Raw genomic sequence first — 15,236 nt, 5'->3', positions numbered from 1 at the left:
CCTTAATCTAGCAGGCGAGGTAAAACCCCAAGGGCGTCCATTCTGCGCCTAAAAAAGTGTGTCACTCAACCCCAAGCCTTGCCGGGCCTGATTTAGAGAGGTTGAACGGTCAAATTCCAGACTGATGGAACCACGGCCAGCGATCGGGGCCTAAACTGCGCTATCAGACCTACAGGAGTGTGCATGATGAGCCGTATCGAAACCGACAGCCTTGGCCAGGTGGAAGTCCCGGATGAAGCCTACTGGGGCGCTCAGACGCAACGCTCGCTGATCAACTTCGCGATCGGCAACGAACGCATGCCGCTGGCGGTGCTGCATGCCCTGGCGCTGATCAAGAAAGCCGCTGCCCGGGTCAATGACCGCAACGGCGACCTGCCTGCCGACATCGCCCGGCTGATCGAACAGGCTGCCGACGAAGTGCTCGACGGCAGCCATGACGACCAGTTCCCGCTGGTGGTCTGGCAGACCGGCAGCGGCACCCAGAGCAATATGAACGTCAACGAAGTGATCGCCGGGCGGGCCAACGAACTGGCCGGTAATGGTCGCGGCGGCAAATCGCCGGTTCACCCGAACGATCACGTCAACCGTTCCCAGAGTTCCAACGACTGTTTCCCGACTGCCATGCACATCGCGGCAACCCAGGCGGTACAACAGCAATTGCTGCCGGCGATCAACGAGCTGTCGGGCGGATTGGCTGAGCTGTCCGCACGGCATATGAAACTGGTCAAGACCGGCCGGACCCACATGATGGATGCAACGCCGATTACTTTCGGTCAGGAACTGTCGGCGTTCATCGCGCAACTGGATTACGCCGAGCGGGCGATCCGCAGCGCGCTGCCGGCCGTCTGTGAACTGGCCCAGGGCGGCACCGCGGTCGGCACCGGGCTGAACTCGCCCCACGGTTTTGGCGAAGCCATCGCCGCCGAACTGGCCGCCCTCTCCGGCCTGCCGTTCGTCACCGCACCCAACAAATTCGCCGCCCTGGCGGGCCATGAACCGCTGACAACACTGTCCGGCGCGCTGAAAACCCTCGCCGTGACCCTGATGAAAATCGCCAACGACCTGCGTCTGCTGGGTTCCGGGCCGCGAGCAGGCTTCGCCGAAGTGAAACTGCCAGCCAACGAACCGGGCAGCTCAATCATGCCTGGCAAGGTCAACCCGACTCAGTGCGAAGCCCTGTCGATGCTGGCGTGTCAGGTATTGGGCAACGACGTCTCCATCGGGTTTGCCGCGAGTCAAGGGCACCTGCAACTGAACGTATTCAAACCGGTGATCATCCACAACCTGCTGCAATCGATCCGCCTGCTCGGCGATGGCTGCAGCAACTTCCAGCAGCATTGCATTGCCGGCCTGGAGCCGGACGCAGAGAAAATGGCTGAACATCTGGAGCGAGGGTTGATGTTGGTGACAGCGCTGAATCCGCACATTGGTTATGACAAATCGGCGGAAATCGCCAAAAAGGCTTACGCAGAAGGGCTGACCTTGCGTGAGGCGGCGTTGCAACTCGGGTATCTGACGGATGAAGAGTTTGATGCGTGGGTAAGACCGGAGAATATGCTGGAGGCCGGTGCCAAGGGCTAAGCGCCCTCCCCCAACTGATCGTTCCCAGGCGTGGGAACGATCATCCGGCCGCTACTCGGGCCTTTCGAGCCCTGAGCCCGGCAATCAACGACGGCCCCAACGCCACCAGCGCCGACCCCATTACCACCAGCACCGCCCCGCCATAACCCAGACCATTGATCGTCTCGGCATGCACATAGTCCGGCCACATCCACGCGGCCACTGCCACCGCAGCAAACGTCACCAGCGGCGTAACCGCCAGCGTCGCACTGACCCGCGACGCCTCCCAATGGGCCAGAGCCTCAGCAAACGCACCGTAGGCGATCAGGGTGTTCATGCAGCACGCCAGCAGTAGCCAGCCTTGCAGCGGACTCAGTTGCAGCGCTTCCAGCGGATGCACCCACGGCGTCAACAACAGCGCGCAGAACAGATAGATCACCATCATGACCTGAAGCGAATTCCACACCGTGAGCAATTGCTTCTGGCCCAAGGCGTAGAACGTCCAGACTGTGGACGCCAACAACACCAACAGCACGCCGGCGGTGTAATCGGTCAGCGAGGTCAGCAACTCGGCCAGCCGCTGATTGAAAAACAGGGCAAATCCGATCAACAGCACCAGCAGGCCAACCCCCTGCCCCACGCTGAACCGTTCCTTGAACACAAACAGACTGGCGATCAGCAACATGATCGGGCCCATCTGCACCACCAGTTGCGCGGTGCCGGGACTAAGCAGGTTGAGGCCCATCAGGTACAGCACGTAGTTGCCCACCAGGCCGAGCACCGCCATCAACACTAACCAGCCACCACGCGGCCCGAGCACCTTGCGGCTCGGCAGGCGTTTGGTCGCCGCCAGATAAATGAACAGGCACCCGCCAGATACGAACAGTCGAAACCAGGTCACCGTCACAGGGTCCATCACCTGCAACACTTGCTTGAGTTTGATCGGCAGGATTCCCCACAGCAGCGCGGTCAACAAGGCCAGGAACAGACCGAAAACCCAGCGACCCGATGAAATGTGCATTGCGAACCCCGAAGCCAAGTGGCGAGAAAGCTCATTCTAGGCCTAGCGCCGTCCGGCACACAGGGACAGTTGGGCGCTGGCCGCGTATAAAACTGTGCAGGTCGCACCATTAAAATGGCGCTATGCCGTCGATCGGCTGGCCAGGCGTTGCAAGTGGTTCATGCATAAGCTCAGGGGGATTCGCCAACAGGAACATTCCCCAGGACAATGCCCCAGCCACTCACTTTCGCTGCGACCGGGTGTGTCGCGTGAATGGGCATTTGTATTTCAGTACCCGGAAAAAACCCTTGAAGGGCCGTTTGAAAATCCCGAGAAGTTGGCGACAGAGGTACAGGCTTACATTGAGCGGATGCCGCTTTTACGTATGAACCTATAGACCGCGGCGCCTGCATCGTCGAATCGCCGCCCGGAGCAAGCTCGCGATAGCGCTTAACCAGGCAACACAAATCTGCAGTCTTAACGCACCACTTCGAACAGCCCGGTCGCCCCCATCCCGCCACCCACACACATAGTGACGATGCCGTAACGCACGTTGCGCCGCTGCAATTCACGCACGAGGTGCCCGACCTGACGCGAACCGGTCATGCCGAACGGATGACCGATGGAAATCGAGCCGCCATTAACGTTGTACTTGTCGTTATCGATCCCCAACCGAATGCGACTGTGCAGGCATTGCGAGGCGAACGCTTCGTTGAGTTCCCACAGATCAATGTCGGCAATCTGCAAACCTTTGGCCTTGAGCAATTTCGGCACCGAAAATACCGGACCTATACCCATTTCATCCGGCTCGCAACCGGCCACGGTGAAACCACGAAAGAACGCCTTGGGCTTCAACCCCAGTTCCAGTGCTTTTTCCAGGCTCATCACCAGCGTCATCGACGCGCCATCGGACAGCTGCGAAGAATTGCCTGCCGTCACCGAACCGTCTTCGGCAAACACCGGTTTCAATCCCGCCAGGCTTTCCAGCGTGGTGCCCGGCCGATTGCAGTCGTCGCGATCGACGATGCCGTCAAGGATCTGCACCTGACCGGTGACGTTGTCTTCAACGCGATACTTCACCGCCATCGGCACGATTTCATCGTCAAACAATCCATCGGCCTGAGCCTGAGCGGTACGTTGCTGACTTTGCAGCGCATACAGATCCTGTTCTTCGCGACTGACGTTGTAACGACGAGCGACGATTTCGGCCGTCTGGCCCATCGGGAAATAAATACCTGGCACCTGCTCTTTAAGCAGCGGATTGATCAAGTTGTCGGTGTTGATGCTTTTCATGGTCAGGCTGATCGACTCGACACCACCGGCGACGATGATGTCGCTGCAACCCGAGGCGATCTGGTTGGCGGCGATGGCGATCGCCTGCAAGCCCGACGAGCAAAAGCGGTTGAGGGTCATGCCGGCAATGCCGGTGCCCAGGCGTGACAGCACCGCGATGTTGCGACCGATGTTGAAGCCCTGGCCACCTTCGTTGGAACCGGCACCGACGATGCAGTCCTCGACGCTGGCCGGATCGATGCCAGAACGCGCCAGCAGTGCATTGACGCAGTGGGCCGCCATGTCGTCCGGACGGGTCTGGTTGAACTTGCCGCGAAAGGATTTGGCCAGGCCGGTCCGCACGCTGTCGACGATCACCACTTCACGCATGGCATACCTCATTGTTGTTGTCGGTTGAGAGTGGACCGAGCATAAGTCCACTGCATTAGCGACCGCGACAATCATTCACCCCGCGTATGCGTAACCATCGTTCACTTCTTACGCGCCTTTACCTTCCTGTCGTGCTTGTCGGACTTTTCGAAAGCCTCTTCCAGCGCCAGATTGATGGTGCGCAGAACTTTCACTCGCGCCCAACGCTTGTCATTGGCTTCCACCAGCGTCCAGGACGATATCTCGGTGCTGGTGCGATCAACCATGTCACCGATCGCCGCGCGGTAGTCGTCCCATTTATCACGATTACGCCAGTCATCTTCGGTGATCTTGAAACGCTTGAACGGAATTTCTTCCCGCGCCTGAAAGCGCTCCAGTTGCGTCTGCTTGTCGATGGCCAGCCAGAACTTGACCACGATCACCCCGGCCTCCGCGATCTGCTCTTCGAAATCGTTGATTTCACTGTAGGCCCGCAACCAGTCCGTCGGCAGGCAGAAGCCCTCGATGCGCTCCACCAGCACCCGCCCGTACCACGAACGATCGAACACCGTGAACTTGCCCTTGGCCGGGATGTGCCGCCAGAACCGCCACAGATAAGGCTGTGCACGTTCCTCTTCGGTGGGCGCGGCAATCGGCACGATGTTGTACTGGCGTGGATCGAGGGCCGCCGCGACTCGGCGGATCGCCCCACCCTTGCCTGCCGCATCATTGCCCTCGAACACCGCCGCCAGCGCGTGCCGACGCATGCGTTTGTCGCGCATCAGGCCGGAGAATCGTGCCTGCTCGGTAATCAATTGCTCTTCGTAATCGTCCTTGTCCAGGCGCCGGGTTAAATCCAGGCTGTCGAGCAGGTTCAACTGATCGACATGAATGGGCAACGGCGCGGCATTGACCTTGTCGGGATGAACTTTGGGTCGCTGCAGGGCATTTTGCAGGCCTTCGAGCAAGATTTTGCCCACCGTCAGGCTTCGGTAATGAGGGTCCACCCCTTCGATCACATGCCAAGGCGCATAGTCGCGGCTGGTACGGCGCAACACCCGTTCGCCGTATTTCACGAATTTGTCGTAGGTTTTCGATTGTTGCCAATCCAGTGGACTGATGCGCCAGCTGTGTAGCGGGTCATCCGCCAGAGCCTTGAGTCGCGCCTTCATTTGCTTCTTGGAGAGGTGGAACCAGAACTTGAAGATCAGTGCGCCTTCGTCGCAGAGCATTTTTTCAAAGCGCTCGGACTGGTTGATCGCCTGATCCAGCACCGGGTTCTTGAACAAACCATGAACCCGGCCTTGCAGCATCTGGCTGTACCAGTTGCCGAAGAAAATCCCCATGCGGCCCTTGGCCGGCAGCTTCCGCCAGTAGCGCCAGGCCGGTGGCCGAGCCAGCTCTTCGTCGGTCTGCTGATCGAACGTGCGGACCTCGATCAAGCGTGGGTCCATCCATTCGTTAAGCAACTTGACCGTCTCGCCCTTGCCGGCGCCTTCGATACCATTGATCAGAATGATCACCGGAAAGCGGCCCTGCTGGTGAAGTTCGAACTGTGCTTCGAGCAAGGCTTCACGCAGGGCCGGTTCTTCGGCGTCATAGGTTTCTTTGTCGATGGCGTGACCGATTTCGGCGGATTCGAACATAGATGGCTCCCTTTCCAGATTGAGCAAGACTAGCGGATTGACCTCGCCTGCGTGGGAGAAATCCCATTTTCAGCGTTCGAGCTGGATCGGACGTTGCCATGGGTCAAGCACCGCTACGGCGATCGGCTAGAATGGCCGCCTTGCCGTTGCCGAGCCTGCCATGAAACCTGTATTGCCCCACGCCCAGCTCGACTGGGACGACCAAGGGCTCCCGCGCTCGCGGGTGTTCGACGATGTGTATTTTTCCGATCTGTCAGGGTTGGACGAAACCCGCTACGTCTTCCTCGAACAGAACGCGTTGCGTGAACGCTTCGCCGCGTTGCCGGCCAATGGCCGGTTGGTGATTGGCGAGACCGGTTTCGGCACCGGGCTGAATTTCCTTTGCGCCTGGCAGTTGTTCGAGCAGCACGCGGTGGCCGGGGCGCGACTGCATTTTGTCAGTGTCGAAAAGTACCCGCTGAGCCTGCCCGATCTGCATCGGGCCTTGGCCTTGTGGCCGGAGCTCAAGGCGTTTGCCGATCAATTGCTGACGCACTACGTGGCGATCCACCAGGGCTTCCAGCGCCTGGTGCTGGACAACGGCCGCGTGACCCTGACCCTGCTGATCGGCGATGCCTTGGAACAATTACCGCAATTGGACGCGCAGATCGATGCCTGGTTTCTCGACGGGTTCGCCCCGGCGAAAAACCCTGACATGTGGACCGCCGAACTGTTCGCCGAACTGGCGCGTCTGGCGGCACCCGGCTCGACCATCAGTACGTTTACCAGCACCGGCTGGGTGCGCCGCCTGCTGAACGCGGCAGGTTTCAAAATGAAACGCACGCCCGGCATTGGCCACAAATGGGAGATTTTGCGGGGTGCGTTCCTCGGTTGGCCTGAGGAAGTCCCGGCGCCCGCCTTGGCTAAACCGTGGTTTGCCCGTCCGACGCCACTGAACGGCGAACGTCGTGCCTTGGTGATCGGCGCCGGCCTGGCCGGTTGCGCCAGCGCCGCCAGCCTGGCTGAGCGGGGCTGGCAAGTCAGTCTGCTGGAGCGTCACAATGCGCTGGCTCAGGAAGCCTCGGGCAATCCACAGGGCGTGCTGTACCTCAAGCTTTCGGCCCATGGCACCGCGTTGTCGCAATTGATTGTCAGTGGCTTCGGTTATACCCGGCGCCTACTGGAACATTTGCAACGGGGCATCGACTGGGACGATTGCGGGGTCTTGCAACTGGCCTTCAACGCCAAGGAAGCCGAGCGGCAGGCACAATTGGCCGCCGCCTTTTCCCCGGACCTGGTGCACTTGCTCGATCAACCCCAAGCCCAGATTCAGGCCGGAATCGCCCTGGAGCACGGCGGATTATTTTTCCCGGAAGGTGGCTGGGTTCATCCGCCGGCGTTGTGCCATTGGCAGGCGTCTTCGGTGAACATCCAGTGGCTGCTCCATCGCGAGGTACTGGAGCTGCGCAAGGTTGATGATCAGTGGCAGGCCTGGGACGGTGATAATTTGCTGGCCAGTGCCCCCGTGGTGATCCTGGCCGGTGCCGCCGAAATCAAGCGTTTTCCACACAGCGCCGAACTGCCCCTCAAGCGTATTCGCGGGCAGATCACCCGACTGGCGCAAACCCCTGAAAGCCAGAGTCTGGCCACCGTCGTCTGCGCCGAAGGCTATGTGGCGCCCGCTCGATTGGGCGAGCACACCCTCGGCGCCAGCTTCGACTTCAAGCGCGATGACCTGACCCCGACCCTCGCCGAACACCTCGGCAATCTGGCCTTGCTCGAGGAAATCTCCCCCGACCTGGCCTCGCGACTGCAGGCACAGGCACTGGACCCGCAACAGCTTGAAGGACGCGCCGCATTCCGCTGCACCAGTCCGGACTACCTGCCGATCGTTGGCCCGTTGGCCGAGCAAGTAGCGTTCGCCGACGCCTATGCCGTATTGAGCAAGGACGCCCGACAAGTGCCGGACATTCCCTGCCCCTGGCTTGAGGGCTTTTACGTCAACAGCGGCCACGGTTCTCGCGGCTTGATCACCGCGCCACTGTCGGGTGAATTGCTCGCGGCATGGATCGAAAACGAACCTCTGCCCCTGCCCAAAACGGTCGCCGAGGCCTGTCATCCCAACCGTTTTGCCGTGCGCCAGTTGATCCGCGGAAAAGTCTGACGGTCCGCCTTATAACTTATTGGTCTAAAACTCCGGGGATTCAGCCGGGTCAGTTCCTGAGTACCGCCGTTTGTGGCGCGGTATCGATTGACCCTCCCCAACGGAAAACCGGTAAGGAATTTATGTGCGGATTAGCTGGCGAGTTACGCTTTGATCATCAACCTGCGGACCTCGCGGCCGTTGAACGAATGACCCATCACCTGGCCCCTCGCGGCCCTGACGCATGGGGCTTCCACAGCCAGGGGCCGATTGCCCTGGGCCATCGTCGCCTGAAAATCATGGACCTGTCGGATGGCTCTGCGCAGCCGATGATCGACAACCCATTGGGCTTATCCCTGGCCTTCAACGGCGCGATCTACAACTTTCCGGAGCTGCGCACTGAGCTTGAAAGCCTCGGTTACGCCTTCTACTCGGGTGGTGACACCGAAGTGCTGCTCAAGGGCTATCACGCCTGGGGCGAAGCCTTGCTGCCCAAGCTCAACGGCATGTTCGCCTTCGCCATCTGGGAGCGCGACGCTAAACGCCTGTTCATCGCCCGCGACCGTCTCGGGGTGAAGCCGCTGTACCTGTCGCGTACCGGCCAGCGCCTGCGCTTTGCCTCGGCACTGCCGGCGTTGCTCAAGGGCGGCGACATCAACCCAATCCTCGACCCAGTGGCACTCAATCATTATCTGAATTTCCACGCCGTGGTTCCGGCCCCGCGCACCTTGCTGGCCGGCATCGAGAAACTGCCACCGGCGACCTGGATGCGCATTGAAGCGGACGGCACCACCGAGCAGAAAACCTGGTGGACCCTGCCCTACGGCCCACACGCCGACGAGATGAATCTGACGCTCGAAGACTGGCGTGACCGTGTACTCGACAGCACCCGTGACGCCGTGGCGATCCGCCAACGGGCGGCGGTCGACGTGGGTGTTCTGCTTTCGGGCGGTGTCGATTCGAGCCTGCTGGTCGGACTATTGCGTGAAGTCGGTGTTGAGAACCTGTCGACCTTCTCCATCGGTTTCCAGGATGCCGGCGGCGAGCGCGGCGACGAGTTCCAGTATTCGGACCTGATCGCCAAACACTACGGCACTCAGCATCACCAATTGCGCATCGACGAAAAAGAGATCATCGAACAACTGCCCGCAGCGTTCCGCGCCATGAGCGAACCGATGGTCAGCCATGACTGTATTGCCTTCTATCTGCTGTCCCGCGAAGTGGCCAAGCATTGCAAAGTGGTGCAGAGCGGCCAGGGTGCCGACGAGCTGTTTGCCGGTTATCACTGGTATCCACAAGTTGACGGTGCCGATGATCCGTATGCCGCCTATCGCGATGCGTTTTTTGACCGCAGCTACGACGACTACGCCGCTACCGTGCAGCCGAAATGGCTGACGGCCAACGACGCGGCCGGTGACTTCGTCAAAGAACATTTCGCACAGCCCGGCGCCGATGCGGCGGTGGACAAAGCCTTGCGTCTGGACAGCACGATCATGCTGGTGGACGACCCGGTCAAACGCGTCGACAACATGACCATGGCCTGGGGCCTGGAAGCGCGCACACCGTTTCTCGACTACCGCCTGGTGGAGTTGTCGGCGCGCGTGCCGGGCAAATTCAAACTGCCGGATGGCGGCAAGCAAGTCTTGAAAGAAGCCGCGCGCCTGGTCATTCCAAGTGAAGTGATCGATCGCAAGAAAGGTTACTTCCCGGTGCCGGGCCTGAAGCATTTGCAGGGCGACACACTACATTGGGTGCGCGAACTGCTGCTCGATCCGAGTCAGGATCGCGGACTGTTCAAGCCAGAAATGCTCGACCGCCTGCTCACCGATCCGCAAGGCCAGTTGACTCCGTTGCGCGGTTCCAAGCTGTGGCAATTGGCGGCCCTGAACCTGTGGCTCAGTGAACAAGGAATCTGATCGATGAAACCCCACGCCACGGTCTACAGCCAACGCTTGTTGCGCGGTCAGGCGCCCTCTTACGAACGCTTGCAGGCACGCCTGGCCGAAGACGGCAGTGAATTGGGCGCCGCACCGATTGCGGTGCATTGCGGTTGGGGCCGGTTGCTGATCGGCCACACCTTCCCGAATGCGGCGAGCCTGGCCCAAGAGCTGCTCAACGAGCACATCGGTGAACGCGATATCGCCCTGTACGTGGCTGCGCCTCAGCAAGTGCTGGGGCTGGAGCCGGCCCAATTGTTTCTCGACCCGTCTGACACCTTGCGCCTGTGGTTCAGTGATTACCGCCAGTCGACTCGAGTGTTTCGCGGCTTTCGCATCCGCCGGGCCCAGAGCGATGCCGACTGGCAGGCGATCAATCAGCTGTATCAGTTACGCGGCATGCTGGCGATCGACGCGAGTTTGCTGACCCCGCGCCATCAGGGAGGCCCCGTCTATTGGCTGGCCGAAGATGAGGACAGCGGCGCGATCATCGGTAGCGTCATGGGCCTCAATCACCACAAAGCGTTCAACGATCCGGAAAATGGCAGCAGCCTGTGGTGCCTGGCGGTCGATCCGCAATGCTCGCGACCGGGCGTCGGTGAAGTGTTGGTGCGGCATTTGATCGAGCACTTCATGAGCCGTGGCCTGAGTTACCTGGACCTGTCAGTGCTGCACGACAACCAGCAGGCGAAAAGTCTTTACGCCAAGCTAGGGTTTCGCAACCTGTCGACCTTCGCCATCAAGCGCAAAAACTGTATCAACCAGCCGTTGTTTCTTGGCCCGGGTCCCGAAGCCGAGTTCAATCCTTATGCACGAATCATCGTTGAGGAAGCGCACCGTCGCGGCATCGATGTCCAGGTCGATGACGCTGATGCCGGGATGTTCACCCTCAGCTATGGCGGGCGGCGGGTACGCTGCCGAGAATCGCTCAGCGACTTGACCAGCGCCATCAGCATGAGCCTGTGCCAGGACAAAAGCCTGACGCACAAAGTGCTCAAGGCTGCCGGTTTGAACCTGCCGGCGCAGCAACGGATGGGCAACGCCGATGACAATCTGGCGTTTCTCGACGAGCACGAACGGGTGGTGGTCAAACCGCTGGATGGTGAACAGGGCCAAGGCGTCGCGGTGGATTTACGGACCATCGAAGAGGTCCAGCACGCCATCGAATCTGCCCGCCAGTTCGACAGTCGCGTACTGCTGGAGAGCTTCCACGAAGGCCACGACCTGCGGATTCTGGTGATCGGTTTTGAGGTGGTCGCCGCGGCGATTCGCCGACCGGCAGAAGTGGTAGGCGATGGTCAGCACTCCATCGGTGCACTGATCGAAGCGCAGAGCCGGCGTCGTCAGGCGGCTACCAGCGGTGAAAGCAAAATCCCGCTGGATCATGAGACCGAGCGCACCGTGCACGCGGCGGGTTATGACTACAGCAGCATTCTGCCGGCCGGTGAGCATCTGTTCGTACGCAAGACGGCAAATCTTCATACCGGCGGGGTTCTTGAGGATGTCACTGCGATTTTGCATCCGACGTTGGTGGATGCGGCAGTGCGAGCGGCGCGCGCGCTGGACATTCCAATGGTCGGGCTTGACCTGATGGTGCCCGCCGCCGATCAACCGGAGTACGTGTTTATCGAAGCCAATGAGCGCGCCGGACTGGCCAACCATGAACCACAGCCGACGGCTGAGCGGTTTGTGGATTTGTTGTTCCCACACAGTTAGACGGCGGCTTAGCCCCCCTCTTCCTGATCGTTCCCACATCGAGGCGTCGAACCGTCCGCGTGGGAACGATCAGCGCTTAACTCATCAGGAGTTTCAATGACCAGCAAAATTCCGGAACCGGATCTGAACTACCTGCAAAAAGTCCTGCTGGAAATGCTCGCCATTCCCAGCCCGACCGGGTTCACCGACACCATTGTGCGTTACGTCGCCGAGCGGCTTGAAGAACTTGGAATTCCCTTTGAAATGACCCGTCGCGGCACCATCCGCGCCACCCTCAAGGGCAAGAAAAACAGTCCCGACCGTGCGGTCTCCGCTCACCTCGACACCATCGGCGCGGCGGTTCGCGCGATCAAGGACAACGGTCGTCTGACCCTCGCGCCTGTGGGTTGCTGGTCCAGCCGTTTTGCCGAGGGCAGCCGCGTCAGCCTGTTTACCGACAACGGCGTGATCCGTGGCAGCGTGCTGCCGCTGATGGCTTCCGGGCATGCGTTCAATACCGCCGTGGATGAAATGCCAATCAGTTGGGATCACATCGAGTTGCGCCTGGACGCCTATTGCGCCACGCGCGCCGATTGCGACTCGCTGGGCATCAGCGTCGGTGATTTTGTCGCCTTCGACCCTTTGCCGGAGTTCACCGAAAGCGGTCACATCAGCGCCCGACATCTCGATGACAAGGCCGGTGTAGCGGCGTTGCTGGCGGCATTGAAAGCGATCGTCGACAGCGGCGAAGAGCTGATGATCGACTGTCATCCGCTGTTCACTATTACCGAAGAAACCGGCAGTGGCGCGGCGGCGGCGTTACCGTGGGACGTCAGCGAATTCGTCGGCATCGACATTGCCCCGGTCGCGCCGGGTCAGCATTCCAGCGAACACGCGGTGAGCGTGGCAATGCAGGATTCCGGTGGACCTTACGACTATCACCTGTCGCGGCATCTGCTGCGCCTGGCCAGTGAGAACGAGTTACCGGCGCGTCGCGACCTGTTCCGCTACTACTTCAGCGATGCCCATTCGGCGGTCACTGCCGGGCATGACATTCGCACCGCCCTGCTCGCCTTCGGCTGCGACGCCACTCACGGGTACGAACGCACCCACATCGACAGTCTCGCCGCCCTCAGCCGCCTGCTCGGCGCCTACATTCTGAGTCCGCCGGTGTTTGCCAGCGATGCTCAGCCTGCCAAGGGGTCGCTGGACCGGTTCAGCCATCAGATCGAACATGAGACGCAGATGGAAAGCGATACGCGGGTGCCGTCGGTGGATAGCCTGGTGGGGCAGCGGTCGGATAACTAAAGCGAACGCAGCTCCTACTGGCTCTGTGCGTTCAACCGCCGTAGCATCGCGCCATTGTTTAGCCGAGGTGCCTATGCTGATCCCCCACGACCAACTTGAAGTCGACACACTCACCCGTCTGATCGAGGATTTCGTGACCCGTGACGGTACGGACAACGGCGATGACACGCCGCTGCAAACCCGTGTTCTGCGTGTTCGCCAGGCATTGACCAAGGGCCAGGCGCTGATTGTCTTCGACCCGCAAAGCGAGCAATGCCAGTTGATGCTCAAACACGATGTGCCCAAGCACCTGTTCGACTGAGACCTCAGTGTGCTTTGTTCTTCGCCCGTTGGACCTGGATGCGGTCGTAGACCTCGGAACGGTGCACGTTGACGTTTTTCGGCGCTTCGACACCGAAGCGCACACTGCCTCCGTTGACGGCAAGAATGCGCACGGAAATGTTGTCACCGATGGAAATCAACTCGCCCACAACGCGACTGAGTACAAGCATGGCATTCGTCCTTCAGGGTTATCGAACCCTGAAGATGCCCTGCACTGAGTGGGGCTTCAATGCGACGGCAGCAAATCAGTCCCGCCCTACAGCACCACCCGAACAGATCCTATGGAAGCGTCCGACAAACTCATTAAATGAAGGACCGATCCTTCAGGAAGCGGAGAAGCGCGGGCCGAAAAGGATGACACTCGCCCCGATCACACACAGTGCCACGCCGAGCCAGTCCGAACCCAGCGGACGAATTCGCTCGACCACCGCTAGCCAGCCGATCGACGCGATGATGTAGATGCCACCGTAAGCGGCATACGCGCGACCGGCGTAGGTTGTTTCGATGCGGGTCAGCAACAGTGCGAACAAGGTCAGACTCAGCAGCGCTGGCACGACCCACCAGGCGCTTTTACCCTGGCGCAGCCACATCCAGAAGGCAAAGCAGCCGGCGATTTCGAACAGTGCGGCGAGGAAAAACCACAGGTAATTGAGCATGCATACATCTCGCGAGGATGGCCGATGACGGCCACCCTAACGACGGTCTTGTGTAGGGGGCAAGCTCAACCTGCGGTTTGTTTGGCCTTGGCGCGCATTTTGTCGGCCATGACGGTCATTTCGTCGTAGAGCAGTTGCGGGTTCTTCTGCTTGAGCGCCCAGGCCATGCGGCCCTGTTCGTGAGGCAGGATCATGAACTCGCCGGCGGCGACGTGCAGATAGATGTAATCAGCAATGTCGGCCGCGGTGATGGGCGAGCTTTCCAGCAACTTGCCGACCTGGGCTTTGATGGCCGGCGTCGGGCCACGGAACGAGTCCAACAGGTTGGTCTGGAAGAACGACGGGCACACCACATGCACGCCGATTTCCTGCTGCGCCAGTTCGACCAACAGGCTTTCGGACAACGCCACCACCCCCGCCTTGGCCACGTTGTAGTTGCTCATGGCCGGGCCTTGCATCAGGGCGGCCATTGACGCGATGTTGATGATCTTGCCTTTGCTTTTTTCCAGCAGCGGCAGGAAGGCCTTGCAGCCCTTGACCACGCCCATCAGGTTGATCGCGATCTGCCAGTCCCAGTCTTCCAGGGACAGTTCACTGAAGAACCCGCCCGAGGCAACGCCGGCGTTGTTGACGATGACATCGATGCCACCGAGTTTCTCGTCGCAGGCTTGGGCGAAAGCGGTCAGCTGGCTGTAATCGCGCACGTCGCAACGCTGGATAAAACCGTCGCCGCCGGCTTCGCGCACCCATTTCAGGGTTTCCTGCAGACCGGGTTCGCTGACATCCGACAAGGCCAGCTGCCAGCCTTCACGCGCCCAGCGCAGTGCGATTTCGCGCCCCAAGCCCGAGCCCGCACCAGTGATCATCATGCGATTTTGCATAGCAAACAGCCTTGTTGTTCCGGGGAAGTTGTACCGAGTGTAGCGAAGGACAATGCCCGACCCACGCTCCATCAGATTGCTGAATGGCCCGAGCAAACCGGGAGAGCGCCTGAACCCACTAGAGCAATAAAAAAGAAATAAGCCTTTCTTCGAAAAACATTAAAAAAACTTGGAATTTTCTTTCATTCGGCACAGTCGGATTTTGTAAGCAGCCCGGCTTTATAGCCGCCCGGCTGACAGCTAAACGCCAGGTAATTCCAGAACACTTCCAACAAGGAAATAGACATGGGCACAATTCTAATCATTATTCTGATCCTCCTGCTGGTAGGTGGTTTACCGGTCTTCCCGCACTCCAGAAGTTGGGGTTATGGTCCGTCGGGTATCATCGGCGTGGTGTTGGTGGTGCTGTTAATCCTGTTGTTGCTCGGCAAGATATAAAGGCTTAACAGGCAAAAAAAAGAGGCCCTTT

General features: G+C 59.9%; 13 protein-coding genes and 1 pseudogene. 8 read left to right on the top strand and 6 right to left on the bottom strand.

Translation table 11 applies throughout. The features are described 5' to 3' along the window. The first annotated feature begins 186 nt into the window (after window positions 1-186). Window positions 187-1,581, top strand: coding sequence for a class II fumarate hydratase (locus tag ACXPVS_RS21575; RefSeq protein ID WP_458511735.1), 1,395 nt, complete (start codon window positions 187-189; stop codon window positions 1,579-1,581). A gap of 40 nt (window positions 1,582-1,621) precedes the next feature. Here ACXPVS_RS21575 and ACXPVS_RS21570 read toward each other — a convergent pair whose 3' ends face one another. Then, window positions 1,622-2,581: a DMT family transporter gene (locus tag ACXPVS_RS21570; RefSeq protein WP_458511734.1), complete on the bottom strand. Its 960-nt coding sequence runs from the start codon at window positions 2,579-2,581 to the stop codon at window positions 1,622-1,624. A gap of 194 nt (window positions 2,582-2,775) precedes the next feature. On the opposite strand from ACXPVS_RS21570, the pseudogene ACXPVS_RS21565 reads away from it, so the two are divergent. After that, window positions 2,776-2,957 (top strand): annotated as a pseudogene (locus ACXPVS_RS21565) (DUF6316 family protein). A gap of 80 nt (window positions 2,958-3,037) precedes the next feature. Here the strand turns inward: ACXPVS_RS21565 and ACXPVS_RS21560 are convergent. Further along, window positions 3,038-4,222, bottom strand: coding sequence for a thiolase family protein (locus ACXPVS_RS21560; RefSeq protein ID WP_458511733.1), 1,185 nt, complete (start codon window positions 4,220-4,222; stop codon window positions 3,038-3,040). Window positions 4,223-4,323: 101 nt separating this feature from the next. Beyond that, window positions 4,324-5,847, bottom strand: a complete 1,524-nt coding sequence (gene pap, locus ACXPVS_RS21555; RefSeq protein ID WP_458511732.1) for a polyphosphate:AMP phosphotransferase — start codon at window positions 5,845-5,847, stop codon at window positions 4,324-4,326. A 160-nt stretch (window positions 5,848-6,007) separates the two neighbouring features. Between pap and mnmC the strand changes: the two genes are divergently transcribed. The 5 genes from mnmC to ACXPVS_RS21530 all read left to right on the top strand — a co-directional run bounded on the left by mnmC (window position 6,008) and on the right by ACXPVS_RS21530 (window position 13,210). Beyond that, entirely contained in the window at window positions 6,008-7,990 is a 1,983-nt protein-coding gene (gene mnmC, locus ACXPVS_RS21550) for a bifunctional tRNA (5-methylaminomethyl-2-thiouridine)(34)-methyltransferase MnmD/FAD-dependent 5-carboxymethylaminomethyl-2-thiouridine(34) oxidoreductase MnmC (protein WP_458511731.1), read from the top strand. Between the two features lie 122 nt (window positions 7,991-8,112). Continuing rightward, window positions 8,113-9,885 (top strand): N-acetylglutaminylglutamine amidotransferase, encoded by a 1,773-nt coding sequence (locus tag ACXPVS_RS21545; RefSeq protein ID WP_458511730.1) that lies wholly within the window; start codon window positions 8,113-8,115, stop codon window positions 9,883-9,885. 3 nt (window positions 9,886-9,888) lie between these two features. Further along, window positions 9,889-11,622: an N-acetylglutaminylglutamine synthetase gene (gene ngg / locus ACXPVS_RS21540; protein ID WP_458511729.1), complete on the top strand. Its 1,734-nt coding sequence runs from the start codon at window positions 9,889-9,891 to the stop codon at window positions 11,620-11,622. Between the two features lie 96 nt (window positions 11,623-11,718). After that, window positions 11,719-12,909 (top strand): osmoprotectant NAGGN system M42 family peptidase, encoded by a 1,191-nt coding sequence (locus ACXPVS_RS21535; protein ID WP_458511728.1) that lies wholly within the window; start codon window positions 11,719-11,721, stop codon window positions 12,907-12,909. Window positions 12,910-12,982: 73 nt separating this feature from the next. After that, entirely contained in the window at window positions 12,983-13,210 is a 228-nt protein-coding gene (locus ACXPVS_RS21530) for a YheU family protein (RefSeq protein ID WP_458511727.1), read from the top strand. 4 nt (window positions 13,211-13,214) lie between these two features. Here the strand turns inward: ACXPVS_RS21530 and csrA are convergent, their stop codons facing one another. From csrA to ACXPVS_RS21515, 3 genes are all read right to left on the bottom strand, one after another. Further along, window positions 13,215-13,400 (bottom strand): carbon storage regulator CsrA, encoded by a 186-nt coding sequence (gene csrA, locus ACXPVS_RS21525; RefSeq protein WP_458511726.1) that lies wholly within the window; start codon window positions 13,398-13,400, stop codon window positions 13,215-13,217. 153 nt (window positions 13,401-13,553) lie between these two features. Further along, window positions 13,554-13,886 carry a YnfA family protein gene (locus ACXPVS_RS21520; RefSeq protein ID WP_458511725.1) on the bottom strand — a complete coding sequence of 111 codons (333 nt, stop codon included), beginning with the start codon at window positions 13,884-13,886 and terminating at the stop codon, window positions 13,554-13,556. A 65-nt stretch (window positions 13,887-13,951) separates the two neighbouring features. Then, window positions 13,952-14,767, bottom strand: a complete 816-nt coding sequence (locus ACXPVS_RS21515) for an SDR family oxidoreductase (protein ID WP_458511724.1) — start codon at window positions 14,765-14,767, stop codon at window positions 13,952-13,954. Between the two features lie 279 nt (window positions 14,768-15,046). On the opposite strand from ACXPVS_RS21515, the gene ACXPVS_RS21510 reads away from it, so the two are divergent. After that, window positions 15,047-15,205 carry a DUF3309 family protein gene (locus tag ACXPVS_RS21510; protein ID WP_174602692.1) on the top strand — a complete coding sequence of 53 codons (159 nt, stop codon included), beginning with the start codon at window positions 15,047-15,049 and terminating at the stop codon, window positions 15,203-15,205. Window positions 15,206-15,236: the final 31 nt, after the last annotated feature.

This window comes from Pseudomonas sp. Ma2-10 (assembly GCF_054330215.1).
The sequence above is the reverse complement of the archived record's forward strand: the minus strand, read 5'-3'. Positions and strand labels throughout refer to the sequence as shown.

Coding starts and splice junctions, on each gene's coding strand:
- pap (WP_458511732.1), bottom strand. CDS start 5,847: ATGTTCGAATCCGCCGAAATCGGTCACGCCATCGACAAAGAAACCTAT.
- ngg (WP_458511729.1), top strand. CDS start 9,889: ATGAAACCCCACGCCACGGTCTACAGCCAACGCTTGTTGCGCGGTCAG.
- ACXPVS_RS21575 (WP_458511735.1), top strand. CDS start 187: ATGAGCCGTATCGAAACCGACAGCCTTGGCCAGGTGGAAGTCCCGGAT.
- ACXPVS_RS21570 (WP_458511734.1), bottom strand. CDS start 2,581: ATGCACATTTCATCGGGTCGCTGGGTTTTCGGTCTGTTCCTGGCCTTG.
- ACXPVS_RS21560 (WP_458511733.1), bottom strand. CDS start 4,222: ATGCGTGAAGTGGTGATCGTCGACAGCGTGCGGACCGGCCTGGCCAAA.
- ACXPVS_RS21535 (WP_458511728.1), top strand. CDS start 11,719: ATGACCAGCAAAATTCCGGAACCGGATCTGAACTACCTGCAAAAAGTC.
- ACXPVS_RS21545 (WP_458511730.1), top strand. CDS start 8,113: ATGTGCGGATTAGCTGGCGAGTTACGCTTTGATCATCAACCTGCGGAC.
- ACXPVS_RS21515 (WP_458511724.1), bottom strand. CDS start 14,767: ATGCAAAATCGCATGATGATCACTGGTGCGGGCTCGGGCTTGGGGCGC.
- mnmC (WP_458511731.1), top strand. CDS start 6,008: ATGAAACCTGTATTGCCCCACGCCCAGCTCGACTGGGACGACCAAGGG.
- ACXPVS_RS21530 (WP_458511727.1), top strand. CDS start 12,983: ATGCTGATCCCCCACGACCAACTTGAAGTCGACACACTCACCCGTCTG.
- ACXPVS_RS21520 (WP_458511725.1), bottom strand. CDS start 13,886: ATGCTCAATTACCTGTGGTTTTTCCTCGCCGCACTGTTCGAAATCGCC.
- csrA (WP_458511726.1), bottom strand. CDS start 13,400: ATGCTTGTACTCAGTCGCGTTGTGGGCGAGTTGATTTCCATCGGTGAC.